The following is a 23,778-nucleotide window of genomic DNA, read 5'->3' as shown; positions in this document are numbered from 1 at the left end:
CAGACAAGAGACCCACACCATGCTCAAGAAATTTGCCGCCGCCACCGCCCTTCTCGCCGCCGCATCTGGCGCCTTCGCCGCCGAACCGCCCTCGCTGTACGCCGGCGTCGACGTCTCGTCGACCAAGGTCCACAACTACGACCGCGACGGCGGCTACGGCGCCTTCCTCGGCTACAGGTTCAACGAAAGCTTCGCCGTCGAAGGCGGCTACCACCGCCTGGCCGATACCGAATACCGTACCGGGCCGCTGCGTGCCGAGGTGACGCTCGACCAGCTCGACCTGGCGGTGATCGGCAGCCTGCCCCTGAGTGCGGGCTTCGACGTCTACGGCCGCCTCGGCTACAACCGCCTGACGGCCGACGCCGAGGTTGCCGGTTTCAGCGCCAGGGAACACGACAATAACGTGCTGTACGGCGTCGGCCTGGGCTACGCCTTCACCACGGTGATCCACGCGCGCCTGGAGGTGCAGAAGCCGTCCAGCGACGCAACCAGGATCCTGGCCGGCGTCGCTTTCAGGTTCTGAGCCGCGCCCCAAGGCACGCAGTCCGGCCCGGCTTGCGTAAGCAGCCGGGCTTTTTCTTGCCCGCAGGGCTGACCTATCAGTTAACAATTGCACGACGGAATCTAACCATCTGTGAGAAAGCGTGAGAATCCAAGTCCTTGAATTATTGCACTTCCTTCGATATCGCTACCAAAAGTTTCACAGATTTTCCTTCGTCGAATTGTAAATTCGAGTAAAGCATGCGATAATAGTTCTGTGTGGAAATATTATCCCGCATCAATAACAATCGCATAAAAGGTCCATAGACATGTTCAAGAAAATCGCAGCCGCAGCAACCCTGGTCATCGCTTCGTCGTCGGCATTCGCCCAGCAAGCCCCACAATTCTACGTTGGCGCTGAAGCCAGCTCGACCAAGCTGGATGGCGCAGGTCGCGAAGGCGGCTTCGGCGGCTTCGTCGGCTACAAATTCAACCAGACCGTGGCGATCGAAGCCGGTTACAACCGCCTGGCCGATGGCGACGTCGATGTCGACGGCCACAACGTCAACGTCAAGTTCAACCAGACCAGCATCTCGGTCATCGGCACCCTGCCGCTGTCGAGCGGCTTCAACCTGTTCGGCCGCCTCGGCTACAACGAGATCAAGGTCAAGGGCTCGTACATGGGCGTGTCGGCTTCCGAAAAGCTGGACGACGGCGTCGTCTACGGCGTCGGCCTGGGTTACGCTTTCTCGCCAGCCATCAGCGGCCGCCTGGAAGTGTCGAAGCCGATCAGCGAGATGACCAAGGTCACCGCCGGCGTCGCCTTCCACTTCTGATAGGCGTGGCAGCCGGCTCGTACCGGCGCTGGCGACAAGAGCCCGGGACAGCGCAAGCTGCCCGGGTTTTTTGTCGTCAACCGTGCGCGGCCGGCGTGACGCAGCGGGCATGATGTCTTTCCTGACCAGCGACGACAAGGGAGCCGACGTGAACCAGCGCTATCGACCGATCACGCACCTGGGCCTGGGCGGCACCGGCCTGGGCGACATGTACCATACGACGAGCGACGAGGCCGCCCGCACGACCGTCGACGCCGCGTGGGAAGCCGGCATCCGCTATTTCGACACCGCCCCGCACTACGGCGCCGGCCTGTCCGAACACCGTTTCGGCCAGGCTTTGCGGTGCCGCCCGCGCGACCACTACACGCTGTCGACCAAGGTCGGACGCCTGCTGGTGCCCGGTCCCGTGGGCGAGATCGCCAGCCCTTTCGTTTCCGCGCTGCCGTTCCGGCGCGTGATCGACTACAGCGCCGACGGCGCCCGGCGGGCGGTCGAGGACAGCCTGCAGCGTCTGGCGCTCGGCCACATCGACATCGTCTATGTGCACGACCTTTCGCCCGACCAGTTCAGCCGGGCCGAATTCGAACACTGGTTTGCCATCGCCTCAGGTCCGGGCGGCGCCTTCGAGGGCCTGGTCCGGATGCGCGAGGAAGGCCTCATCGAGGGCTGGGGCATGGGCGTGAACACGGTCGAGCCCTGCCTGCGCGCGCTGCAGGCGTCCGATCCCGATATTTTCCTGCTGGCCGGACGCTATACGCTGATGGAGACGACGCCCCTGGCCGAGCTGTTTCCGCTGTGCGCCGGGCGCGGCGCATCGGTCGTGCTGGGCGGGCCCTACAATTCCGGCTTTCTCGCCGGCGGCGAGCATTACGACTACAGGCCGGCCGGCCCGGACAAGCACGCCCGGCGCGAGCGCCTGCGCCAGGTCGCGGCGCGCCACGGGGTCGACCTGGCGGCGGCCGCCCTCCAGTTCGGCGCCGCCCACCCGGTGGTGGCGGCGACCATTCCGGGCGCCAGCAGCCCCGAGCACCTGCGCCGCAACGCGGCCCTGATGGGGATGACGATACCGCGCGCATTCTGGGAGGCGCTCGTCGGCGAAGGCCTGCTGCCGGCCGATGCGCCGCTGCCCGGCGCGGCACCCGGGATCTAGCGCCCGGCATCGGCACCGGCAGAAGAGGCAAGCGGCGCTGCGCCTGGCCGCCCGGCATGTACAATCGTGCAAGACAATCACGTACATGCCTATGCCGAATCACCGCGTCCTCGTCCTCTACGCCCACCCCGCGCCGCACCGCTCGCGCATCAACCGCAGGCTGGCCGAGGCCGCGCGGGCCCTGGATGGCGTGCTGGTGCACGACCTGTACGAGACCTATCCCGATTTCTACATCGACGTGCCGCGCGAGCAGGCGCTGCTGGAACAGGCCGAGCTGGTCGTGTTCCTGCATCCGATCCGCTGGTACAGCATGCCTTCCCTGATGAAGGAGTGGACCGACAGCGTGCTGGAACCCGGCTGGGCCTACGGTCCCGGCGCCACCGCGCTGCGCGGCAAGGGCTATTGGCTGGCGGTGACCACCGGCAGCCCGGAGGACGCGTACCAGGCGGGCGAGCGCCACGGGCGCCCGTTCGAGGCCTACCTGCCGCCCTTCGAACAGACCGCCCTCCTGTGCGGCATGCATTGGTGGCCGCCCCACATCCTGCATGGCGCGAACGGCGCCGACCAGGCCGCGATCGAGGCGCACGTCGCGGCCTTCCGCGCCCGCCTCGAGGCCTTCCTGCTCACCCCGCCTAAACGACACGCCGATGGAACCGCAAATGGAAAATGAGCTCCTCGCCAATGCCGTCGTCTACCTCGCCGCCGCCGTGCTGGCGGTGCCGCTGGCCAAACGCCTCGGCCTCGGTGCCGTGCTCGGCTACCTGCTGGCCGGGATGGCGATCGGGCCCTGGGGACTGAAGCTGATCACGCAGGCGGAGACCGTCCTGCACTTTTCCGAGTTCGGCGTGGTGCTGCTGCTGTTCCTGATCGGCCTCGAACTCGAGCCGGCGCGCCTGTGGTCGATGCGGCGCCCGATCTTCGGCTGGGGCACCGCGCAGGTACTGGGCGTGGCCGGGGTCCTGTGCGGCGCGGCCCTGTTGGCGGGCATTTCCTGGCAGGTGGCCCTGGTCGGCGCGCTCGGCCTGTCCCTGTCCTCGACCGCGATCGCCCTGGCGACCCTGGGCGAGCGCAACCTGATGGGCACGCCCGCCGGCCAGGCCGGCTTCGCCATCCTGCTGTTCCAGGACATCGCGGCGATCCCGATGATCGCGCTGATCCCCCTGCTGGGGGTGGCGGCAGGCGACAGCAGCGGCGGCGGCTGGCTCGGCGCCGCGCGCCTGGCCGGCGTGATCCTCGGCGTGATCGTCGCCGGCCGCTACCTCGTGCGTCCGGCGCTGCGCATCATCGCCAAGTCGGACATGCGCGAGATCTTCACCGCGTTTGCCCTGCTGCTGGTGATCGCCATCTCGCTGCTGATGCAGTGGGTCGGCATGTCGATGGCGCTCGGCGCCTTCATGGCCGGCGTGCTGCTGGCCGACTCCGAATACCGCCATGCGTTGGAGACCGACCTCGAACCGTTCAAGGGCCTGCTGCTCGGGCTGTTCTTCATCGCGGTCGGCATGTCGGTCGACTTCGGCGTCTTCCTGTCGAAGCCGCTGCTGATACTCGGGCTGGTGCTCGCTTTCCTGGCGCTGAAACTGGCCGTGCTGTTTGCACTGTCCCACCGCTTCGGCATCGCGCGCGGCCAGCGCTGGCTGTTCGCCTTTCTCCTCTCGCAAGGCGGCGAGTTCGCCTTCGTCGTGTTCGGCGCGGCGGGCGCGGCGCGCGTGTTCACGCCCGAAGTCGGCTCGATCCTGGTCGCGACCGTGGCGCTGTCGATGGTGACCACGCCGCTGCTGCTGCTCCTGCACGACAAGGCACTCGAACCGCGCTACCACGGGCAGAACCTGCGCGAGCCGGATGCCATCGACGACAACGAGGGCCACGTGATCATCGCCGGCTTCGGACGCTTCGGCCAGATCGTCGGGCGCCTGCTGAACGCGAACCGCATCCGCCTGACGGTGCTCGACCACGATCCGGACCAGATCGAACTGCTGCGCCGCTTCGGCTTCAAGGTCTTCTACGGCGACGCCACCCGGGTCGACCTGCTGCATGCGGCCGGCGCAGGCAAGGCGCGCGCGCTGGTGCTGGCGATCGACGACATCGAAGACAGCCTGGCCCTGGCCGACGCCGTGCGCGAGCATTTCCCGGACCTGCCCATCCTCGCGCGGGCGCGCAACGTCACCCACCTGTACCAGCTGATGGACCGCGGCGTGACCGTGATCGAGCGCGAGACCTTCGAGTCGGCCCTGCAGCTCGGACGGCGCGTGCTCGGCCAGCTCGGCTACGGCGCCTACCGCGCACGCGAGGCGACCCTGAAATTCCGCGAGCACAACAAGGCGAGCGTCGAGGCCGTCTATCCCTTCTACAAGGACCGCGAGCAGTACGTCTCGATGGCCAAGCGTGCGCGCGACGAACTCAACGAGATGTTCGCGCGCGACCTCAAGAGCTACGAAAAGGAATCGGAAAAAGGCTGGGACTGAGCCTGCGTCCGCCGCGGGCCGAAGCCGGCGAAAAAAATGACGGAACTGAGCGCCAAGGGCGCCGGCTTCGCGGCGGGCCGCCCGCTGGCGGATCGACAATGCCGGATTTGCGGACGAGGAACTGTGTAGAATACAAAATTTAGCCGCCTCGGACGACCGTGAACCAGCAAGCAAACCAGGCAGAATTCCTCGATAACGGCGGCAGGACAGGCCGGCGCATCCGCAGCCTCGACTGGTCGAAGCATCCGCTCGGCCCGATCGAGGCCTGGGATGCCACGCTCCGCACCAGCCTCGGCATCGTGCTCAGCTCCTCCTTCCCGACCTTCCTGGTCTGGGGCGAGGACCTGACCCTGTTCTTCAACGACCCCTACGAGCCGATGCTGGGCCAGAAGGCGCACAGCCTCGGTTCGCCCTACCCGGCGGTCTGGCACGAAGTCTGGGACAGCCTCGGCCCGTATATCCGCCGCGTGATGGCGGGCGAATCCTTCTTTTTCGAGAACTACGAAACCACGCTCGAGCGCCACGGCTACCCCGAACAGGCCTGGTTCACCTTTTCGTACAACCCGCTGCGCGACGCCGGCGGCAGCGTGCGCGGCCTGATCTGCACCTGCGTCGAAGTCACCGACAAGGTGCGGGCCCTTGCCCGCCACAAGGAGGCCGAGGAACGCCTGGCGCTCTCGCTCGAGGCATCCGGCAATATCGGCACCTGGTCGTATGACCTCGACGACGGCGCGACCCATGTCGACGAGCGCTTCGCGCGCCTGTTCCAGGTCGACGCGGCGCTGGCGCGCTCCGGCACCGAACTGGAACGCTTCACCGACATGATCCATCCCGAAGACCGGCCGCGCGTGGTGGCCGCAATCGAGGCCGTGATCCTGGCCCCGGCGCACCTCGACACCCGCTACGACATCGACTACCGGATTCCCCAGCGCTCGGGATGCGAGGTCTGGGTCAATGCGCGCGGCAAGGTGTTCACCGATCCGGCCAGCGGCAAGCGCCGCTTTGCCAGAATCGCGGTCGACATCACGGCGCGCAAGATGGCCGAGGATGCGCGTATCGCCAGCGAAGCACGGGCCGCCGCGGCCTCGCTGCGCGCCGAAGACAGCCGGCGCCGCCTCGACGCCCTGCTGGAGGCGGCGCCGGTCGGCATCGCCTATGCCGACACCAACGGTCGCCTGCTGGTGACGAATGCCGCGAACCGGGCCATCTGGGGCGACTACCTGCCCGACAACGGCATCGCCGGCTACGACGCCTGGAAGGGATGGCTCGCGGCCGATGGCGCCACCCCGGACTCCTGCATGGCGCCATCCGACTGGCCGATCGCGCGCGTGCTCGATGGCGGCGACAGCCACGAAGCGGTGATCGAGATCGAACCCTTCGGCGCGCCCGGTACGAGAAAGACCGTCCTGGTGCGCGCCCAGGCCATGCGCGACGCCGGCGGCGCCCTGGTCGGCGCGGTGGCCGCGACGATGGACATCTCGGCCCAGGTCCAGGCCGAGCGCGCGCTCAAGGAAAGCGAGCAGAAGTTCCGCAGCATCGCCAACGTGATCCCGCAGATGGTCTGGTCCAGCAATGTCGAAGGCAGCGAGCATTATGTCAACGAGCGCTGGCACGAATACACCGGCATCGTGCCGGCCGCGGCTTCCTACCGCATCTGGCGCCAGGTGGTCCATCCAGACGACCAGGGCCCGCTGCTGGCGGCCTGGAAAAAGAGCTTCGCCGCCAACGTGCTGTTCGAGGCCGAGCACCGGATGGTGCACCACGCGGGCGGCTACCGCTGGGTGCTCAACCGCGCCATGCCAAGCTTCGACGAGAACGGCCGCGCCACCCACTGGGTCGGCACCCTGACCGACATCCACGACCAGAAGGCCGGCGCCGACGAACTGCGCGCCGCCGCCCGCCGCAAGGACGAGTTCCTGGCGATGCTGGCGCACGAATTGCGCAACCCGCTGGCGCCGATCAGCAATGCGGCCCAGCTGCTGACCATGGCCGGCTCGAACGCACAGCGCATCCGCCAGTCGAGCGAAGTGATCACCCGCCAGGTGCGCCACATGACGGCGCTGGTGGACGACCTGCTCGACGTCTCGCGCGTCACGCGCGGCCTGGTGGCGCTCGAGCGCGAGCTGGTCGACATCAACGCGGTCGTCACCGGCGCCGTCGAACAGGCGCGCCCGCTGATCGAGGCGCGCGCGCACCGCTTCGAGCTCGACCTCGGACCGGACCCCGGCTGCGCCGGGGTGCGCGTCCTCGGCGACCGCACGCGCCTGGTGCAGGTCGTGGCCAACCTGCTCAACAACGCCGCCAAGTACACGCCCCAGGGCGGGCGCATCGGACTGGCCGTCTCGACCCGCGCCGGCTGCGTCACGATCAGCGTGCGCGACAACGGCATCGGCATCGGCGCCGCCATGCTGCCGCAGGTATTCGACCTGTTCTCGCAGGCCGAACGCACGCCCGACCGCTCGCAGGGCGGGCTGGGCCTGGGCCTGGCGCTGGTGAAAAGCCTGGTGCAGCTGCACGGCGGCCGGGTCGAGGCGCACAGCGAGGGACTCGGGCAGGGCAGCACCTTCCGCGTGGCGTTCGACATCGCCGCCACGGCCGGTCCGGAGCGCACGCCGGGTGCGCGCGAGCGGGCCGGCGCGGTGGGTAGCGAAGCCGGATGTCCGGGCTCGCCGGGCCGGCGCGTGCTGGTCGTCGACGACAACATCGACGCCGCGCAATCGCTGGCCGACGTGCTGGGCGCCCTCGGCCACACGGTGTCGACCGCCGACAGCCCGGGCGCGGCGCTCGCCATCGCCGCTGCCGACTGGCCCGAGGTGTTCATCCTCGACATCGGCCTGCCCGACATCGACGGCTACGAACTGGTACGGCGCCTGCGCGCCCTGCAGGGCGCGCGTCCGGCCCGCTACGTCGCCCTGACCGGCTACGGCCAGGCGCACGACAAGGTGCTGGCGCGCAGCGCCGGCTTCGACCACCACTTCGTGAAACCGGTCAAGCTCGAGTCGCTGTCCGCGGTCCTCGATCGCAAGGTAGGCGACTAGCTCCGGGCCGGCTGGCCGCGGCCGGGGCTGCGCCGAGGCCGCGCAAGTACCATCCCGAGCCGCAGCGCGGTGTCGGTCACCACTTCCAGCGGCGGCTGGTAGCCGGCATCGATCCACCGTAGCGCGATGTGCATCACGCCGCCGACGATTCCCGCTTCGAGCAGCGGGTCGGGCTCGGCCCCGGCCGGCGCGATCTGGCGCGCCACCTCGGCGCCGATCGCGTGCAGGGCCGCATCGAAGGCCTTGTCGACTTCGCGGCTGACGCCCCGGATCTCGACCAGGTAGACCCGCGCCGAGGCCGGCGAGCGCTGCAGCGCGCTGAAATAGGCGTCGAGCATGGCGCGTGCGCGCGCGCCCCGGCCGCGTCCGGCGGCGCGGGCGGCGGCCGTGAGCTCGTCGAACACGGCATAGGTGACGGCATTGAAGGAGGTCACCAGCAGGTCTTCGCTGTTCTCGAAGGATTCGTAAAAATAGCGCTCGGTCAGCCCGGCCGCCTCGCATACCGCCTTGACGGTGGCCTGGCGGTAGCCGCGCTCGCCATATACGGCAATCGCGGCGGCGATCAGCCTGGCCCGCCGCTCGGCGCGGCGCTGTTCGGGCGAGACGCCGCGGTAGGCGCGGGGTGCGGTCGGTTCGAAAGTCATCCCGCTATTTTGACACACTTGCTTGTCACAAATAATCTGACAATGTAGAGTGTCAACTATACAAAAATACAAGCAGAGACGCCATGCACACCCCACCTTCGCGGCACGAGGACGCGCCCCTGGACGTCCTGATCGTCGGCGCCGGCCTGTCGGGCATCGGGGCCGCCGCCATGCTGCAGGAACGCTGCCCGGGCAAGCGCTACGCCATCCTGGAAGCACGCGCGGCGATCGGCGGCACCTGGGACCTGTTCCGCTATCCGGGCATCCGCTCCGACTCCGACATGTACACGCTCGGCTACGGCTTCAGGCCCTGGCGCGACGCCAGGGCGATCGCCGACGGTCCCGCGATCCGCGACTACATCCGCGAGACCGCGCGCAGCCACGGCATCGAGCAGCACATCCGCTTCCGGCACAAGGTGGTAAGCGCGGCCTGGTCGAGCGCGGACGCCCTGTGGACGGTCGAGGCGCAGGCTGGCGAAGCGGGTGAAACCCGCACGATCCGCACGCGTTTCCTCCACATGTGCAGCGGCTACTACGATTACGAGCAGGCCTACCGCCCGCGTTTCGAGGGCGAAGAAGCCTTCAGGGGACGCATCGTCCAGCCCCAGTTCTGGCCCGAGGACCTCGATTACGCCGGCAAGCGCGTGGTCGTGATCGGCAGCGGTGCCACCGCCGTGACCCTGGTGCCGGCGATGGCCGCGACCGCCGCCCACGTGACGATGCTGCAGCGCTCGCCCAGCTATGTGGTGTCGCGCCCGTCGGAATACGGGTTCGCCCGGCGCCTGCAGCGCCGCCTGCCGCCGAACCTCGCCTACTGGGCCACGCGCTGGCGCGTGATCCTCGAGTCCATGCTCCTGTACCGCATCGCGCGCGGCAAGCCGGAACTGGCGAAACGGAAGATCGTGCAGATGGCGCAGCACCAGCTCGGCCCGGGCGTCGACATCGCCCATTTCACGCCCGACTACAAGCCCTGGGACCAGCGCGTCTGCGTCGTGCCCGACGGCGACCTGTTCAAGGCCCTGAAGCACGGCCAGGCGGAAGTCGTCACCGACCATATCGCGCGTTTCACCGAAAGCGGCATCGTGCTCGCGTCCGGCCGCGTGCTGGACGCCGACGTCGTCGTCATGGCCACCGGCCTGTCGCTGTCGGTGCTGGGCGGCGCGCAGGTCTCGGTCGACGGCAAGCCCTGGGTGCCCAGCGAAGCCATGGCCTACAAGGGCATGATGCTGAGCGGGATGCCCAACAGCGTCATGACCTTCGGCTACACGAATGCCTCGTGGACGCTGAAGGCGGACCTGACGGCGGCCTGGGTATGCCGCCTGCTGACCTACATGGACCGCAAGAGCCAGGCGATCGCCGTCGTGCGCCAGCAAGCGGGCGTGATGGCGGAACCCTTCCTCGGCTTCAGCTCGGGTTACGTCCAGCGTGCCGCCGCGCTGCTGCCGAAACAGGGCAGCCGCCGTCCCTGGCAGGTCTACCAGAACTATTTCCAGGATATGTTTACGATCCGCTTCGGACGCATCGCCGACGGCGTGATGCGTTTCGGGCCGAAAGGAAGAATGCCATGAACGTTTCGAACCGGGTCGCCGTCGTCACCGGCGCTGGCAGCGGCATAGGCCGCGCCACTGCGCTGGCGCTGGCCAGGCGCTGCTGCCACCTGGCGCTGGCCGACATCGACCCCGCCGGCCTGAAGGAGACCGCCTGGATGCTGTCGAGCCTCAGGGTGCGCGTCACCACCCATCTCCTCGACGTGGCCGACCGCGCGGCCGTACGCGCCTTGCCGGCGGCGGTGATGGACGCCCACAAGCGGGTCGACCTGCTCGTCAACAATGCCGGCGTGGCCTTGGGCGGCAGCTTCGAGCAGGTCGACGAAGACGATTTCGACTGGCTGATGGACATCAATTTCAACGGCGTCGTGGGCATGACGCGGGCTTTCTTGCCGCTCCTGCGCGCCAGCGACGAAGCGCGCATCGTCAACGTCTCCAGCATCTACGGTCTCGTCTCGCCGCCCGGCCAGGCCGCCTACTCGGCCAGCAAGTTCGCGGTGCGGGGCTTTTCCAACGCGCTGCGCCATGAACTCGACGGCAGCACGGTGGCGGTGAGCGTGGTGCATCCGGGCGGCGTCGCCACCGCGATCGCGAAGAATGCCCGCGTGCCGCGCGACGCTCCGGCCGAGGAAATCGCGCGCGGGCGCAAGCTGTCCGAAAAGCTGCTGCGCATGGAGCCCGAGACCGCGGGCGAAATCATCGCGCGCGGCATCGAACGACGCCAGGCGCGCATCCTGGTCGGCAACGACGCCCGATTCGTATCCCTCCTCGAACGCCTGTCGCCGGTGAATTACTGGCGCATCCTCAAGAAAGCGACTGCCCGATGACTATCCTGTTCGTCCTCCTGGCCCTGGTGCTGCTGGTGCTGCTCGGCCTGGCCTGGTTCACGCACCGCACCGCGGGCCGCATCGAGGCCTTCCTGCCGCCGAAGGGGCGCTTCGTCGACGTGCCGGGCGCGCGCCTGCATGTGCGCGAATCCGGAAGCGGCCCGGCCGTTCTGCTGATCCACGGACTCGGCGGCCAGGGCGCCCACTTCGATTACGGCGTGGCCGACTACCTCGCCAGGAACCACCGCGTGGTCGTGGTCGACCGCCCAGGCTCGGGCCATTCGACCCGCGATGCCGCGACGCCGGCCGACGTTTCGAGCCAGGCCGCGAGCCTGGCCGCCCTGATCGACCGGCTCGGCCTGGAGCGCCCGACCGTGGCCGGCCATTCGCTGGGCGGCGCCATCGCGCTGACGCTGGCGCTCGAACATCCCGGCAAGGTCGGCGCCCTGGCCCTGATCGCGCCGCTGACCCATCTACAGGACGCGGCGCCCGAAGTCTTCAAGGCGCTCGCGATCGAATCGCCCTGGCTGCGCAAGCTGTTCGCCTGGACCCTGGCCACGCCGGGCTCGATCGCGGGCGGCAAGAAGGTGCTGGCCGCGGTCTTCGCGCCGGAAAGCGCGCCGCGCGATTTCCCCGTCAAGGGCGGCGGCATGCTGAGCCTGCGTCCGCGCCAGTTCCTGGCCTCGTCCGCCGACATGCAGGCCCTGCCCGGCCACATGCCGCGGGTGCAGGCGCGCTATCGCGAACTGTCGGTGCCGACCGGGGTCCTGTACGGCCGCGAGGACGCCATCCTCGACTGGCAACAGAACGGCCAGGCGCTGGCCGACAAGGTGGCGGGCGCGCGGCTGCAGCTGGTTGACGGCGGCCACATGCTGCCGGTGACCCAGCCGCAGCTGGTCGCCGAATTCGTCGAACAGTGCGCGCGCACGGCGGCGCCGGCGCACATCGCTTCCTGAGCCCCGTCCGCATCGGCGCACGCCGCTTCGCCTGAACCGGTATCATCTGGACTCAGGGCCGGCGGGCGTTTCAAGCCCGCGGCCAGTTCGCTGATTTCAGATCGGAGCAGGTATGGTAGTGGTAACGCATAGCGGCAAGTTTCACGCGGACGATGCATGGGCATGCGCCGTCCTCTTCATCCTGTTCCCGGACAGTCAACTGGTGCGCACGCGCGACACGGCCACGATCGAGGCGGCCGACTTCGCGATCGACGTCGGCGGCATCCACGACCCGGCCAGCGGCCGCTTCGACCACCACCAGAAAGGTTTCGACACCGCGCGCCCGACCGGCGTGCCCTACGCCAGCGCCGGCCTGGTCTGGCGCGAATACGGCGCCCGCTGCGTCGCGGCGCTGGCCCTCGAACACACGGGCCAGACGCTGAGCGCGGATGCCTGCCAGCAGATGGCCTACGCGATCGATGCCGACGTCGTCCAGTACCTGGATTTGTCGGACGTGGGCGCGGCCAGGAACGCGCCCGGCGGCTATGGCCTGTCGGCCGTGGTCTCCGGCTTCAATCCGAACTGGATGGACGAGCAGCGCCTCGGCTACGGCGAAGCGGCTGACGCCTACCGCCTGAGCCAGTTCCGGAAAGCGATGGCCCTGCTCACCGACATCATGGTCAACTCGGTCAAGTACCGGGTCGGCGCCCTGCTGGCGCTGGAACAGGTGCGCGGCGCCGAGGTGCTCGAAGGCGGCAGGCTGCTCTTCCTGAACAACGGCGCCCTGCCCTGGACCGCCGTGGTGCGCAAGGAGATGCCGAAAGTCCTGTTCGTCATCAGCCACAGCATCGCAGAACAGCGCTACATGATCCACACGGTGCCGGTCAGCGCCGACAGTTTCGATGCGCGCGCCGACCTGCCCGAAGCCTGGGCCGGCCTGCGCGACGCCGATCTCGCCCGGGTGACCGGCGTGCCGGATGCAAGCTTCTGCCATAACGGACGCTTCATCGCTGCGGCCAAATCCTACGAGGGCATCCGGGCGCTGGCACGCCTGGCCCTGCAGGACGTGGCGCAAGGAGCGGTGGCGGACTAGGCCCTCCATGTTTTCAGTCGTACTGAACATCGTCGGTACCCTGTTCCACTTCTACGTGGCCCACCGCCTGTACCGGATCGAGGGGATCCGTGCACGCGTGCCTGCGCGCGGCTGGTGGCCCGGCGCCCTGCTCGTCTGGCTCGTCTACCTGGCCGGCGTGCACATGGGCGACGACGCGACCGACTGGCGCTGGTGGCCGGAGCAGTTCGCGCTGAACTGGCTCGGGATCATGCTGGTGATGACGCTGTGCCTGCTGGTGGCGGACTTCTCGACCGGCTTTGGCTTATGGTGGCGTGCGCGCGCGCCGCGCCTGTTGGGCATCGCGGCCATCGCCGGCGTGCTGCTCGGCGCCTTCGCCGTCTACCAGGGTGTGCGCGCGCCGGTCGTGGTCGAGTACGAGGTGGCCATGAAAAACCTGCCGCCCGCGCTGGACGGTACCGTGCTGGTGATGGTCACCGACCTGCACCTGGGCGCCCAGCGCCGCGCCGCCTGGATGGAAGAACGGGTCGCCCAGATCAATGCCCTGCACCCGGCGGCCGTGCTGATGGTGGGCGACCAGGTCGAGGACAACCCGATCGGCGACCCGCGCCTGGCGGCCATCCTGCGCGGTGTGCAGGCCCCGCGCGGGGTCTGGGCCGTGACCGGCAACCACGAGTTCTACGGCGACGCCGAGACCACGGTGGCCGAGTTCGAAGCCGGCGGCGTGCGCTGGCTGCGCAATGCCCGGGTCGAGCTGGCGCCCGGCCTGGTGCTGGCCGGGATCGAGGACGTCGGCCGCGCAATGCACGGCGGCGCGTCCCTCACCACCGCTCTCGAGCGCGTGCTGCCGGCGTCCACGAACGAGGCGACCATCCTGCTCTCGCACACGCCGGCCGCGCCGGTCATCGACATGGCGGCCGCGCGCGGCGTCGGCCTCATGCTCTCGGGGCATACGCATGGCGGCCAGATCTGGCCGTTCAACTACCTCGTGCAGCGGCGCTTTCCGCACGTGGTCGGGCAGCACGCGGCGCACGGCATGCAGCTGGTAATCAGCCGCGGCGCCGGCAGCTGGGGGCCGCGGATGCGCCTGTGGCAGCCGGGCGAGATCGTCCGGATCACGCTGCGGGCGAAGCGCTAGCGCTTGCGCGGCTCGCTGTCGCCCGTCTTGCCCAGCTCTCCCGACTGGCGATTCCCCTGGGAGCCGCCCTGCTTGCCCATGCCTTCCAGGCCGGTATCGACCTTGCCGCCGCTGCTCGAAAAACCCTTGGTTTCCTCCTGCGACGAGCCGTCGTCGAGCAGGTCGTCGGTGCGCCCCGCCGACTGGCGGCTGCCGTCGCCGGTGAGCTTGCCGCTGTCGCCGGTGCCGCCCACGCCCACGCTGGCGGCGCTGCCGGTGCCGTTCTTCGTGATCTGGTCCCAGGACCGGCCTTTCGCGTTGTTCTTGTCGTCGTATGTCGACATGCTGTGCTCCTGTTGGTTGGTATCGAGACGTCACAGGATGCCAGCGTGCGAAAACCACCGGCGCACAGGACAAAATAAAAGGCGCTGTTCGCGTTAAGTGTGGAATATGCCGATTGCCGCTCGCAGCAAAGCCTCCGGCGTCTTGACGCGGGCGCCGTCGAGCGCCCAGCGCCAGCCGAGATAGTTGCCGAGGTAACGGCTGTCAACCCCGCGAAACGGCTGCAGCCGGCCGCGCAGGCGGCGGTCTCAGGGGTGAAGTCCAGGTTGGACCTTAGCCGTTCAAGAAGATTCCACACTTAACGCGAACAGCGCCAAAATAAAAGCGGCGCCATCGCTGGCGCCGCTTCCGTCCGTGCCTGGCGGATCAGTTCTGGAAGTACAGGACCTTGCCTTCCAGCTTGATGTTGCCGGTGCCGGTGATCATGTCTTCGCCGCCGGTCAGGGTGCCGCCGCCGGTCACCTTGGCAAATTTGCCGGTGCCACCGGTGACCTGGAAGCTCGCGCCGGAGAACACGTATTTCGCGCCTTCGCCGGTCGGCACGAACTGGCCGCTGTAGTTGGCGAAGATCTGGTCACCCGAGGTCGTCATCACGACGAATTTGCCGTTGCTGAAGTTGAACAGCGGTCCGACCGGGGTGATGCAGTCGGTTGCGATGAACACGACCTTGCCGCCCATGAGGTCGCTAGTGCCATGACCGCTGATGGTGCCGCCGAATTTCGACAGGCAGCGATCGGCCGGACCCACAGCCTCGACCAGCGCGCCTTCGATCGTGATCGGCTTGACGACCCAGCTCCCTGCGGACGCAGTGGCCGACGCCGCCAGCAAAAGAGTAACGGCGGCTGGACGGGCGATGGTGCGCAGGATGGAAGTGAACATGTGTTTCTCCGGAGTTAAGTAAGTAAGATTCAATCATATATATTTTGCAAAAAAAACCGCGCACGCTCAGCAGTGTCTGTGGTTCTCAAGATACATGTCTTTTTGGAAACGTTGACAGCCTGTCGTGCGCCTGCTCCAGCCCGGCTGAGTTACAACATCGCTATCAACAACATGGAGAAAACATGCGCGTCGCCACCTTCAACATCAATGGCATCGGCAGCCGCCTCCCGGCCCTGCTCGAATGGCTCGAGGAAAAGAAGCCGGACGTGGCCTGTTTGCAGGAACTGAAGGCGCCGCAGGAGCGCTTCCCACTGGCCGAGATCAATGCCGCCGGCTACGGGGCGATCTGGCAGGGACAGAAAAGCTGGAACGGCGTCGCCGTCCTCGCGCGCGGAACCGATCCGGTCGAAGTCACGCGCGGCCTGCCGGGCGACGACAGCGACGAACAGAGCCGCTATCTGGAAGCCGTCATCGGCGACCTGGTCGTCGCCTGCCTCTACCTTCCGAACGGGAACCCGGCGCCGGGGCCGAAATTCGACTACAAGCTGGCCTGGTTCGAGCGCCTGATCACGCGCGCCCAACAACTGCTCGAGACCGGCGCGCCGGTGGTGATCGCCGGCGACTACAACGTCATGCCGACCGAGCTCGACGTCTATAAGCCGGAGCGCTGGCTGACCGACGCCCTGTTCCGGCCCGAGTCGCGCGAGGCCTTCCATCGCCTCGTGAACCAGGGCTGGACCGATTCGCTACGCGCCATGCACCCGGACGAGGTCATCTACACCTTCTACGACTACTTCCGGAATGCCTACGGCCGCAACGCGGGCCTGCGCATCGACCACCTGCTGCTCAGCCCTTCGCTGGCGCCTGCCCTGCGCGCAGCCGGCACCGACCACGAGATTCGCGGACGCGACAAGCCCAGCGACCACGTGCCGACCTGGATCGAGCTGGACATGGAAGCGCTGGCGACCAGAAAGGCCGCCAGCAAGGTCAACAAGGTCTGATCAGCGGCCGCTGCGGTCGGCCAGGAACTGCTGCGCGCGTGGATGCGCGGGATGGGTGAAGAAGTCTTCAGGCCTGGCTTTTTCGAGGATGCGGCCTTCGCTCATGAACCAGATGCGGTCGGCCACGTCGCGCGCGAATCCCATCTCGTGGGTGACGCAGACCATGGTCATGCCCTCGCCCGCCAGCTTGCGCATCACGCCCAGCACTTCGCCCACCATTTCCGGGTCGAGCGCGCTGGTCGGCTCGTCGAACAGCATGATCGGCGGGCGCATCGCCAGCGCGCGGGCGATCGCCACGCGCTGCTGCTGGCCGCCGGACAGTTCGTGCGGAAAGGCGTCGGCCTTGTGCGCGAGGCCGACGCCGTCGAGCAGCTCCAGGGCATAGGCGCGCGCCTCGGTTTTCGTCGCGCGCTTCAGGTTCACCGGCGCCAGCATGCAGTTCTCGAGCGCTGTCAGGTGCGGGAACAGATTAAAGTGCTGGAACACGAAGCCGATCCCGGCGCGCAGCGCGTTCACGTCGAGGCCGCGCGCATGGATGTCGCGCCCGTCGATGGCGATGCTGCCGCCGTCGATTTCCTCGAGCCGGTTCAGGGTGCGGATCAGGGTCGACTTGCCGGAACCCGAGGGGCCGCAGACAACCACGACTTCGTTCTTCGCGACGCGCTCGGAGACGTCGGCGAGTGCGTGATACTGGCCGTACCACTTGTTGACCTGGTCGAGGACGATCATGGTGTCACCTTTGTTGCGAAAGCAGATACCGGGCGCCGGTTCATGCGGCGCTCGAGCAGGAAGGCCAGGCGCGAGAGGCCGAAGCACAACATGAAATAGGTCAGGGCCAGCACGATGTAGACCTCGACCGCCCTGGTGAACACCAGGGTGTTGACCTGGGTGGCGATGAAGGAGACTTCGGACAGGCCGATGATATAGCCGAGCGAGGTGGCCTTGATGGTCGCCACCAGCTGGCTCACCAGCGACGGCAGGACATGGCGCAGCGCCTGCGGCAGGATCACCAGCCGCAGCGCCTGGCCGTAGGAGAGGCCGAGCGAACGCGCACCTTCGAGCTGCCCTTTCGGCAGCGAGCGGATGCCGGCGGCGACGATTTCGGCGAGATAGACGGCGTCGAACAGCACGAGGGTCATCAGCATCGTGGTCGCCTGGCCCGTCTTCACGCCGGTCACGGCCGGCAGGAAGAAGTAGGCCCAGAACACCACCAGCAGCAGCGGCACCGCGCGCACGATCTGCACCAGCACCGCGGTCGGCCAGCGCACCGCGCGCCAGGGACTGACGCGTGCGACGCCGAGCAGGAGCCCGAGCGGCATTGCCAGCACCAGGGCGGCGCTTGATAACAGGATGGTCAGCGTCAGGCCGCCGAGCGGTCCGTTCGGGTATTGGCCGACGAGGAAGTACAGCCAGTAGTCGTGGATCAGTTCAATCATGCCGGCCTCAGGTCCGCACCGGGAAACGGCGCGCATACAGCTGCGCGGCCAGCGAAATCGCCAGCGAGACCGTCAGGTAGGCCAGGGTCGCGAACGTAAACGCTTCGACGCTGCGGAAGGTCGCCGTCTCGACGCGCGCGGCCTGGTACATCATCTCGGCCGCGCCGATGACGGTGGCGACGCTGGTGTCCTTCCACAGGTTGACGGTCTGCGACAGCAGCGGCGGCACGGCGATGCGGATGGCCTGCGGCAGCAGCACGAGGCGCAGACTGGCGAGGCGGCCCAGGCCGAGCGAGCGCGCCGCTTCCATCTGGGCGCCCGGGACGGCGCGGATGCCGCTGCGGATATCCTCGGCCATGTGCACGCCCGCGTACAGGGACAGCGCGATCACGGCGCAGATGAATTCGGGATTGCTGTCGTAGAGCGCGAGTTTCACGGGTTCCGGCAGCAGCTCGGGAAAGGCGAAGTACCAGAACAGCAGGTGCGCCAGCAGCGGCACGTTGCGGATGCCCTCGACCAGGGTGGCGCCGAGGCCGCGCAGGGCGCGGCCGTGCGAAGTGCGCATCAGCGCGATCGCCACGCCCAGGGGCAAGGCGATCACGAAGCTGGCGGCGAGGAGCTGGAGCGAAGTGGTAAAACCCTGCACCAGCCAGTCGTGGTATTCGCCGGACCGGAGCAGGCTTGCATCGAAAAACGTCAAAACAAAAACTCAGATCTTGTCGGTGTGGATCGAAAACGTGCGCTTGGTCATGTTCGGGCGCGTGCCCGGGCCGTACCACTTGTTGAACAGGGCATTGGCCGCGCCGCTGGTCTCGAGTTCGCGCAGGGTCGCGTCGACGACCGCCTTCAGGCTCTTCTCGCCCTTGCGCAGGCCGAGCGCAATCGACTCGACGCCGATGCTGTTCGGCAGGATCGTGAAATTCTTCGCGCCGGGACCGAGTTTGCCGTAGTCCGCCAGCAGCGAGGACTCGTCGTTGACATATGCGATGCCCTTGCCCTGCTGCAGGGCCTGGAAGGCTTGCTGGGTGTTTTCGAAGGTGACGATGGTCGCGGTCGGGACGGCGGCGCGGATGTTCGTTTCCTGGGTACCGCCGCGGACGGTGACGACCTTCTTGCCGGCCAGCTGGGGCAAGGCGGTGACGCCGCCGGCGGCGCGCACCATGACCTTGGAGCCGGTCACGAAGTGGGTCAGCGCGAAATCGACCTGGGATTCGCGTTCCTTGTTGTGGGTGAGCGTGGCCGCCAGCACGTCGACGTGGCCCTGCTGCAGCTCGGGAATGCGGGCCGCGACCGACATCTGCCTGAAGACCGGCTTGACGCCGATCTTCTTTGCCACGGCCTTGGCCAGGTCCACCTCGTAGCCGACCAGTTCACGCGTTTTCGGGTCGATGAAACTGTTCGGCTCGTCGGTGCCGAGCACGCCGAAGACGATCTCGCCCTTCTTCCTGATGTCGGCCAGCTGGTCGGCATGGGCGCCGCCGGCAAGGGCGAGCTGGGCGGAAAGCGCGATCGCGCAGGCAAGTAGTGTGCGGCGGGTGGCCATGAGACTCCAAGGGGCATGAATAGACGAACCCGAGAGTATACGCCATGTGAATGACCGGATGAAGGACTGAATTCCTATAAGGACATGTTCATTCGGCATAAAGGCGCACCGCCGGCCGGCGGCGGTGCGCCTTTTTCGTCGGGGTGGGCGAGGCCAATGGCCTCGCCCACGGTTTCACCGTGCTCCGCCCACGCGGTGATACGTACGGGCTTCGTGATCGTGCACGGCGATCTCGCTGCTACGTAGCACCGCGTGAGCATGAATGCCCACCCTGCCTTACTACAGGCGGGGAGTTAGTTGCCGCCGGCCTTGCCGCTGCCGTTGGCGCTGCCCGAAGCGGAGCCACCCACCGAGCCGTTCACGGAACCCGACACCGGCATTTGGGTCGACGCAGCCTTGTTCGCGATTCCGCGCGCGCTGCCGCCGGCGGCGCTGCCGGCCGCTTGCGCCGCGCCGCGGGCGTTGGCGGCCGTACCGGCGGCATAGTCGCGGGTGCTGGCGACCTGGCTGCGCGCAGCCCCTGCAACCGGCGACGCTGCCGAACGTGCGCCGCCGGCGGCGCTGCCGGCCAGTTCACGGGCGCCGCCCAGCGTTGCGCCCGGCGCGATGCCGGCCGATGCGCTTGCGCCGCCTCCGGTCGAGGCGCTGCCGTTGGCGCCGCCGGCCATCGGGTACGCCGGAGCGGCCGTGCCGCCAGCGCCCGCCGATGTGCCGCCGGCCGTCGTACCGCCGCCCAGGTCGGCCGCGCCGCGCCGGACGCTGCCGGCCACGCCGGCCTCGCCGTTACCGCTTGCACTGGCGGCGCCTTGCCCGCCGCCCAGGCCCGTGGCCAGCCCGCCCGTCAGGCCGCCCGTACCGTTGCCGCCGGCCTGCACATCGCGCCCGGCTTGCGCGCCGCTGCCGGCCAGGCTGCCGTTTCCGCTGCCCGTGGCGTCAGCCGCGCCGCGCGAAGCGAGCGGCAAGCCTCCCACGCCCGGGAGTGCCGCAGCGCGGGCGCTGCCCTCGCCGCCTGCCGCGCCGCGGCCGGAAACACTGCGTTCGACCGGAGCGGCCCGCTCGACGCGGCGCATGTCCTGCATCGGCGCCATCGGGCGCATGCCGCCGCCGAGGCCGCCGCCGATCATGCCGCCGACCGAGCCGCCGAGGCCGCCTCCTCCGCCGAGCAACTGGGCCTGCGCCGACGCGGCGGCGGACAGGGCGAAAACGATGGCGAGCTGGCGGACGATATTTTTGGTTTGCATGGTGGTTTCTCCTGTTAGAGGCGCTCGATTGCGCGCCGTTATCAGGAAAACGAGCGGACTCGGCCGTTTATTCCATCCATCCAAAAAATATTTTTAAATTTTTAGCGAAACCGGTTCGGGTCGACGCGCAAGGCGGCGCCCACCACGCCACGCCCGAGCGCGTCCGCCGGTGCATCGTTCTCCCGTACGGCCTGCGCAGCCAGCGTCGACACGGCCCGGGCAGCGGCGGCACGGTCCGGCTGCGGCAGCGCTTTCGACAGCAAGGCGGCGACGATCGGGGCGGCGAACGAGGTGCCGCGCACCTGCCGGTAAGGCGGCGTTCCGGGCGCGGCGCTGACCATCTGGCTGCCGGGCGCGGCGAACATCACCTGCGGGCCGCGCGCGGCTTCGGGCAGCGGACGGCCCTGGCGGTCGACGCCGGTCACGCCGACCACGCCGGGATAGCTGGCCGGATACAGGGGCGGCGCAGCCGGCCCGTCGTTGCCGACGGCCGCCACCAGCAGGTGTCCGCGCGCGACCATCGCGGCCACCACCCGCTCCAGGAGCGCGTTCGGCGGCCCGACCAGGCTGATGTTGACCACGCCGACGCGCGCGCGTGCCATCCAGCCGAGGGCGCCGGCGATCTTGTCGGCCGAACCGCCGGTCGGGCTGTCGCAATAGATGTCGGCCGCGAACAGCCGGGTGCCGGGCGCGGCGCCCGCGAAGCGTTCGGCGCGTCCGACCATCAGGGCCGCGACCGCCGTGCCGTGCGGCGCCGGATGCGGTTTGCCGTCGCAGCCGAAGGATTCGACGGCGGCACCCTCGAACACCGGGTGACCGAGGTCGACGCCGCTGTCGACCAGGCCGACGGCGCCCGCCGCAGTCCCGCCGCGCGCCGCTTCGGCCCCGCCCCCGCCACCGAGCGGCAAGGCCGAGCTGCCCGTATATACATGGTTGAAATCGTAGGAACCGGCCGGGTCGAGCGCCCGCAGCCGTGCCAGCGCCTCCTGCGTCGACAGGTTCGGCGGCACGCGCAGGACCACCAGCGACTCGCCCAGTTCCTCGAAGCGGTCCGCGCGCAGCACCGCAAATTCGAGGCCCGCCGCCGCCTCCAGGGCCGCGGCGGCCGGCGACGTGGCCAGGATCTCGCCCCGCACCACCGGCTCGCCGCGCGGATCGGCTTCCAGCTCGGTGCGGTGGCGCCGCAGCAGCGTCTCGACGGCATCGAGGCGCAAGCCGCGCAGGTCGCCCGGCACGCTGCGCTCGAGCAGGCGTTCGGCCGGACGCGCCAGACTGTCCAGCCCGCCAAGGGGCTGGGGCAGGTGCAAACCGGGCAGGCGCAACTGGGCATGGGCGGCGCCGGTCGAGCACAGCAGCAGCGCCCAGGCCAGGCCTTTTGCGAAGGAAGAAAAGAGTCTCATGGTCGCGATCATAAGGGATGGTTGGCGTCATGAAATATAAAACGATGGTCAGATGGAATAAAATCCATGCCGCCAACGTTTTATTCATGTGAACCCCAATCGCCCCATGCTTGCCAACGAACTTGCCGCCCTGCTGCCCCGGATGCGACGCTTCGCGCGTTCCATCACCTTCCACCGGGAGGACGCCGACGACCTGGTCCAGGTCGCGATGGAGCGCGCGCTCGGCCGCAGTGAACAATATACCGACGGCACCCGGCTCGACAGCTGGCTGTTCCGCATCATCCGCAATGCCTGGATCGACGAGGTGCGCAGCCGGGTCCGGCGCGATGCCGTCTTCGCCCCCGAGGAAGAAGGCGAACACGTCGGGCACGACGGCGCCGAAGCCCAGGTACAGCGCATGGCCGTGCAGAAGGCGATGAGCCTCTTGAGCGAGGAACACCGGATCGTGGTCGCGCTGGTGCTGGTCGACGGCCTGCCCTACAAGGAAGCCGCGGCCGTCCTCGATATTCCGATGGGCACCCTCACCAGCCGCCTGGCGCGTGCCCGCGAGGCATTACAAAAGCTGTTGTCCGATGAAAGAGCCCTGACATGACATTTTCCGACGATATCCTGATGGCCTATGCCGACGGCGAGCTGGCCGAACCGCAGCGCAGCCAGGTCGACGCCGCCGTGCGCGCGGATCCAGAGCTGGCCGCCATCGTCGAACGCCACCGCGCCTTGCGCGCGCGGGTCTTCGATGCCTTTGCCGGCGTGCTGGAGGAACCGGTGCCGGCGCGCCTCGACGCGGCTGCCGCCAGCAAGGTGCTGTCCCTCGACGCCGCGCGCAACGCCCGCACCCGCGCCGCAGCCACGCCCGCGCCCGCGGCGGCGCCCGTCCGCCAGCCGGTCTGGCCGCGCTGGGGCGCGCTGGCCGCGACCCTGGTGCTGGGCGTGCTGGCCGGCAGCCTGTGGTTCAAGGACGACGGCGGCGGCTTCGTCGGTGCCGACGGCGGCGGACGCCTGGTGGCGCGCGGCCAGCTGGCCGGCGCCCTCTCGCGCCAGCTGGCGAGCGATCCGGCGCCGAACAGCCCGGTGCGCATCGGCGTCAGCTTCGCCACCCGCGACGGCGGCTATTGCCGCAGCTTCAGCGTGGGCGCCAGCGCCGGCCTGGCCTGCCGCGAGGGCGAGACCTGGCGCATACCCGTCCTGAGCGACAAGGCGGCGAGCGGCGGCGCCTACCGGCAGGCGGCCAGCACGGCGCCGGAGGCGGTGCTCGACGCCATCGACGAGCGCATTGCGGGAACGACGATGAACGCCGCCGCCGAGCGCGCGGCGCGCGAGCGCGGCTGGAGACGCTGAAGGAGGCGCTGAACCGTCTCCGGCAGCCCGCGCGCACGTGCTATACAATCAAGTCACCTGGCGCCCGATGCGAGCGGCGCCGAACTTGAATGGGAGAGAACATGTCGGGCTATAGCATCAACATCGAACAAAAAACGCTTGCGGGCAACAACTTCCGCGAGGTCCTGTACACGACGAAGCGCAGCCAGCTGGTGATCATGACCCTGCAGGCGGGCGAGGAAATCGGCATGGAGCACCACGAAGGCCATGACCAGTTCATCCGCGTCGAAGCCGGCGAAGGCGTCGCCATCCTGGACGGCGAAGAGCACAAGCTGGAAGACGGCGTGGCCGTCGTGATTCCGGCCGGGACCGAGCACAACGTCATCAACACCTCGAAGACCGAACCGATGCGCCTGTACACGCTGTACACCCCGCCCGAGCACCCGGACGGCATCGTGCATGCGAACAAGGCCGAAGCGGACGAGTACGAGAAGCAGCACGGGCATTGATT

The 23,778-nt window shown here is 68.4% G+C and carries 24 protein-coding genes and 1 pseudogene; 15 read left to right on the top strand and 10 right to left on the bottom strand.

Annotated features, from left to right (window positions below):
* Positions 1-19: 19 nt before the first annotated feature.
* The 6 genes from ACI48I_RS16070 to ACI48I_RS16045 all read left to right on the top strand — a co-directional run bounded on the left by ACI48I_RS16070 (position 20) and on the right by ACI48I_RS16045 (position 7,966).
* Positions 20-523: a porin family protein gene (locus tag ACI48I_RS16070; RefSeq protein WP_498574758.1), complete on the top strand. Its 504-nt coding sequence runs from the start codon at positions 20-22 to the stop codon at positions 521-523.
* Between the two features lie 286 nt (positions 524-809).
* Positions 810-1,316, top strand: a complete 507-nt coding sequence (locus ACI48I_RS16065; RefSeq protein ID WP_193685741.1) for an outer membrane beta-barrel protein — start codon at positions 810-812, stop codon at positions 1,314-1,316.
* 112 nt (positions 1,317-1,428) lie between these two features.
* The gene (locus ACI48I_RS16060) at positions 1,429-2,466 is read left to right on the top strand and encodes an aldo/keto reductase (RefSeq protein ID WP_193689055.1); all 1,038 of its coding nucleotides are present in this window, start codon (positions 1,429-1,431) and stop codon (positions 2,464-2,466) included.
* 85 nt (positions 2,467-2,551) lie between these two features.
* Positions 2,552-3,136 (top strand): glutathione-regulated potassium-efflux system oxidoreductase KefF, encoded by a 585-nt coding sequence (kefF, locus tag ACI48I_RS16055; protein ID WP_307727231.1) that lies wholly within the window; start codon positions 2,552-2,554, stop codon positions 3,134-3,136.
* Entirely contained in the window at positions 3,126-4,928 is a 1,803-nt protein-coding gene (gene kefC, locus ACI48I_RS16050) for a glutathione-regulated potassium-efflux system protein KefC (protein ID WP_498574757.1), read from the top strand. The genes kefF and kefC overlap by 11 nt, the downstream gene beginning before the upstream one ends.
* A 158-nt stretch (positions 4,929-5,086) precedes the next feature.
* Positions 5,087-7,966, top strand: a complete 2,880-nt coding sequence (locus ACI48I_RS16045) for a hybrid sensor histidine kinase/response regulator (protein WP_498574756.1) — start codon at positions 5,087-5,089, stop codon at positions 7,964-7,966.
* On the opposite strand, the gene ACI48I_RS16040 is transcribed toward ACI48I_RS16045, so the two are convergent.
* Positions 7,963-8,610 (bottom strand): TetR/AcrR family transcriptional regulator, encoded by a 648-nt coding sequence (locus ACI48I_RS16040; RefSeq protein ID WP_193685738.1) that lies wholly within the window; start codon positions 8,608-8,610, stop codon positions 7,963-7,965. The genes ACI48I_RS16045 and ACI48I_RS16040 overlap by 4 nt on opposite strands.
* An 83-nt stretch (positions 8,611-8,693) precedes the next feature.
* Here ACI48I_RS16040 and ACI48I_RS16035 point away from each other — a divergent pair, with 83 nt between their 5' ends.
* The 5 genes from ACI48I_RS16035 (at position 8,694) to ACI48I_RS16015 (ending at position 14,129) form a co-directional block, all read left to right on the top strand.
* Positions 8,694-10,178, top strand: a complete 1,485-nt coding sequence (locus ACI48I_RS16035) for a flavin-containing monooxygenase (protein WP_498574755.1) — start codon at positions 8,694-8,696, stop codon at positions 10,176-10,178.
* Entirely contained in the window at positions 10,175-10,984 is an 810-nt protein-coding gene (locus tag ACI48I_RS16030; RefSeq protein ID WP_498574754.1) for an SDR family NAD(P)-dependent oxidoreductase, read from the top strand. The genes ACI48I_RS16035 and ACI48I_RS16030 overlap by 4 nt, the downstream gene beginning before the upstream one ends.
* On the top strand, positions 10,981-11,940 hold the full coding sequence (locus ACI48I_RS16025; protein WP_193685735.1) for an alpha/beta fold hydrolase: 960 nt from the start codon (positions 10,981-10,983) through the stop codon (positions 11,938-11,940). Before ACI48I_RS16030 ends, ACI48I_RS16025 begins: the two co-directional genes overlap by 4 nt.
* 112 nt (positions 11,941-12,052) lie before the next feature.
* Positions 12,053-13,012: an MYG1 family protein gene (locus tag ACI48I_RS16020; RefSeq protein ID WP_193685734.1), complete on the top strand. Its 960-nt coding sequence runs from the start codon at positions 12,053-12,055 to the stop codon at positions 13,010-13,012.
* 7 nt (positions 13,013-13,019) lie between these two features.
* Positions 13,020-14,129 carry a metallophosphoesterase gene (locus ACI48I_RS16015; protein WP_498574753.1) on the top strand — a complete coding sequence of 370 codons (1,110 nt, stop codon included), beginning with the start codon at positions 13,020-13,022 and terminating at the stop codon, positions 14,127-14,129.
* On the opposite strand, the gene ACI48I_RS16010 is transcribed toward ACI48I_RS16015, so the two are convergent.
* The 3 genes and pseudogenes from ACI48I_RS16010 to ACI48I_RS16000 all read right to left on the bottom strand — a co-directional run bounded on the left by ACI48I_RS16010 (position 14,126) and on the right by ACI48I_RS16000 (position 15,329).
* Complete coding sequence (locus ACI48I_RS16010; RefSeq protein WP_498574752.1) at positions 14,126-14,452, bottom strand: hypothetical protein; 327 nt, start codon at positions 14,450-14,452, stop codon at positions 14,126-14,128. The two genes, ACI48I_RS16015 and ACI48I_RS16010, sit on opposite strands and share 4 nt — an antisense overlap.
* A gap of 93 nt (positions 14,453-14,545) precedes the next feature.
* Positions 14,546-14,692 (bottom strand): annotated as a pseudogene (locus ACI48I_RS16005) (IS1595 family transposase); the annotation flags it as partial.
* A 124-nt stretch (positions 14,693-14,816) separates the two neighbouring features.
* Complete coding sequence (locus ACI48I_RS16000; protein ID WP_227496450.1) at positions 14,817-15,329, bottom strand: hypothetical protein; 513 nt, start codon at positions 15,327-15,329, stop codon at positions 14,817-14,819.
* 182 nt (positions 15,330-15,511) lie between these two features.
* On the opposite strand from ACI48I_RS16000, the gene xth reads away from it, so the two are divergent.
* Positions 15,512-16,330, top strand: coding sequence for an exodeoxyribonuclease III (gene xth / locus ACI48I_RS15995; RefSeq protein ID WP_498574751.1), 819 nt, complete (start codon positions 15,512-15,514; stop codon positions 16,328-16,330).
* Here xth and ACI48I_RS15990 read toward each other — a convergent pair whose 3' ends face one another.
* From ACI48I_RS15990 to ACI48I_RS15965, 6 genes are all read right to left on the bottom strand, one after another.
* Positions 16,331-17,059, bottom strand: a complete 729-nt coding sequence (locus tag ACI48I_RS15990; protein ID WP_498574750.1) for an amino acid ABC transporter ATP-binding protein — start codon at positions 17,057-17,059, stop codon at positions 16,331-16,333. It abuts the gene before it with no gap.
* Positions 17,056-17,766, bottom strand: a complete 711-nt coding sequence (locus tag ACI48I_RS15985; protein WP_193685729.1) for an amino acid ABC transporter permease — start codon at positions 17,764-17,766, stop codon at positions 17,056-17,058. The genes ACI48I_RS15990 and ACI48I_RS15985 overlap by 4 nt, the downstream gene beginning before the upstream one ends.
* A 7-nt stretch (positions 17,767-17,773) precedes the next feature.
* Positions 17,774-18,466 (bottom strand): amino acid ABC transporter permease, encoded by a 693-nt coding sequence (locus ACI48I_RS15980; RefSeq protein WP_193685728.1) that lies wholly within the window; start codon positions 18,464-18,466, stop codon positions 17,774-17,776.
* 9 nt (positions 18,467-18,475) lie between these two features.
* Positions 18,476-19,309, bottom strand: coding sequence for an ABC transporter substrate-binding protein (locus ACI48I_RS15975; protein ID WP_193685727.1), 834 nt, complete (start codon positions 19,307-19,309; stop codon positions 18,476-18,478).
* 293 nt (positions 19,310-19,602) lie between these two features.
* On the bottom strand, positions 19,603-20,550 hold the full coding sequence (locus tag ACI48I_RS15970; RefSeq protein WP_498574749.1) for a hypothetical protein: 948 nt from the start codon (positions 20,548-20,550) through the stop codon (positions 19,603-19,605).
* 101 nt (positions 20,551-20,651) lie between these two features.
* Positions 20,652-21,950, bottom strand: a complete 1,299-nt coding sequence (locus tag ACI48I_RS15965; RefSeq protein ID WP_498574748.1) for a S8 family serine peptidase — start codon at positions 21,948-21,950, stop codon at positions 20,652-20,654.
* 106 nt (positions 21,951-22,056) lie between these two features.
* On the opposite strand from ACI48I_RS15965, the gene ACI48I_RS15960 reads away from it, so the two are divergent.
* The 3 genes from ACI48I_RS15960 (at position 22,057) to ACI48I_RS15950 (ending at position 23,776) form a co-directional block, all read left to right on the top strand.
* Complete coding sequence (locus ACI48I_RS15960; protein WP_193685724.1) at positions 22,057-22,542, top strand: RNA polymerase sigma factor; 486 nt, start codon at positions 22,057-22,059, stop codon at positions 22,540-22,542.
* Positions 22,539-23,288: an anti-sigma factor family protein gene (locus ACI48I_RS15955; protein ID WP_193685723.1), complete on the top strand. Its 750-nt coding sequence runs from the start codon at positions 22,539-22,541 to the stop codon at positions 23,286-23,288. The genes ACI48I_RS15960 and ACI48I_RS15955 overlap by 4 nt, the downstream gene beginning before the upstream one ends.
* 101 nt (positions 23,289-23,389) lie before the next feature.
* A complete protein-coding gene (locus tag ACI48I_RS15950; protein ID WP_193685722.1) occupies positions 23,390-23,776 on the top strand; it encodes a cupin domain-containing protein in 387 nt (128 codons plus the stop codon).
* The last annotated feature ends 2 nt before the right edge of the window (positions 23,777-23,778 follow it).

The organism is Massilia sp. LXY-5 (assembly GCF_059801075.1).
This window is presented reverse-complemented; position numbering and strand designations above follow the sequence as displayed.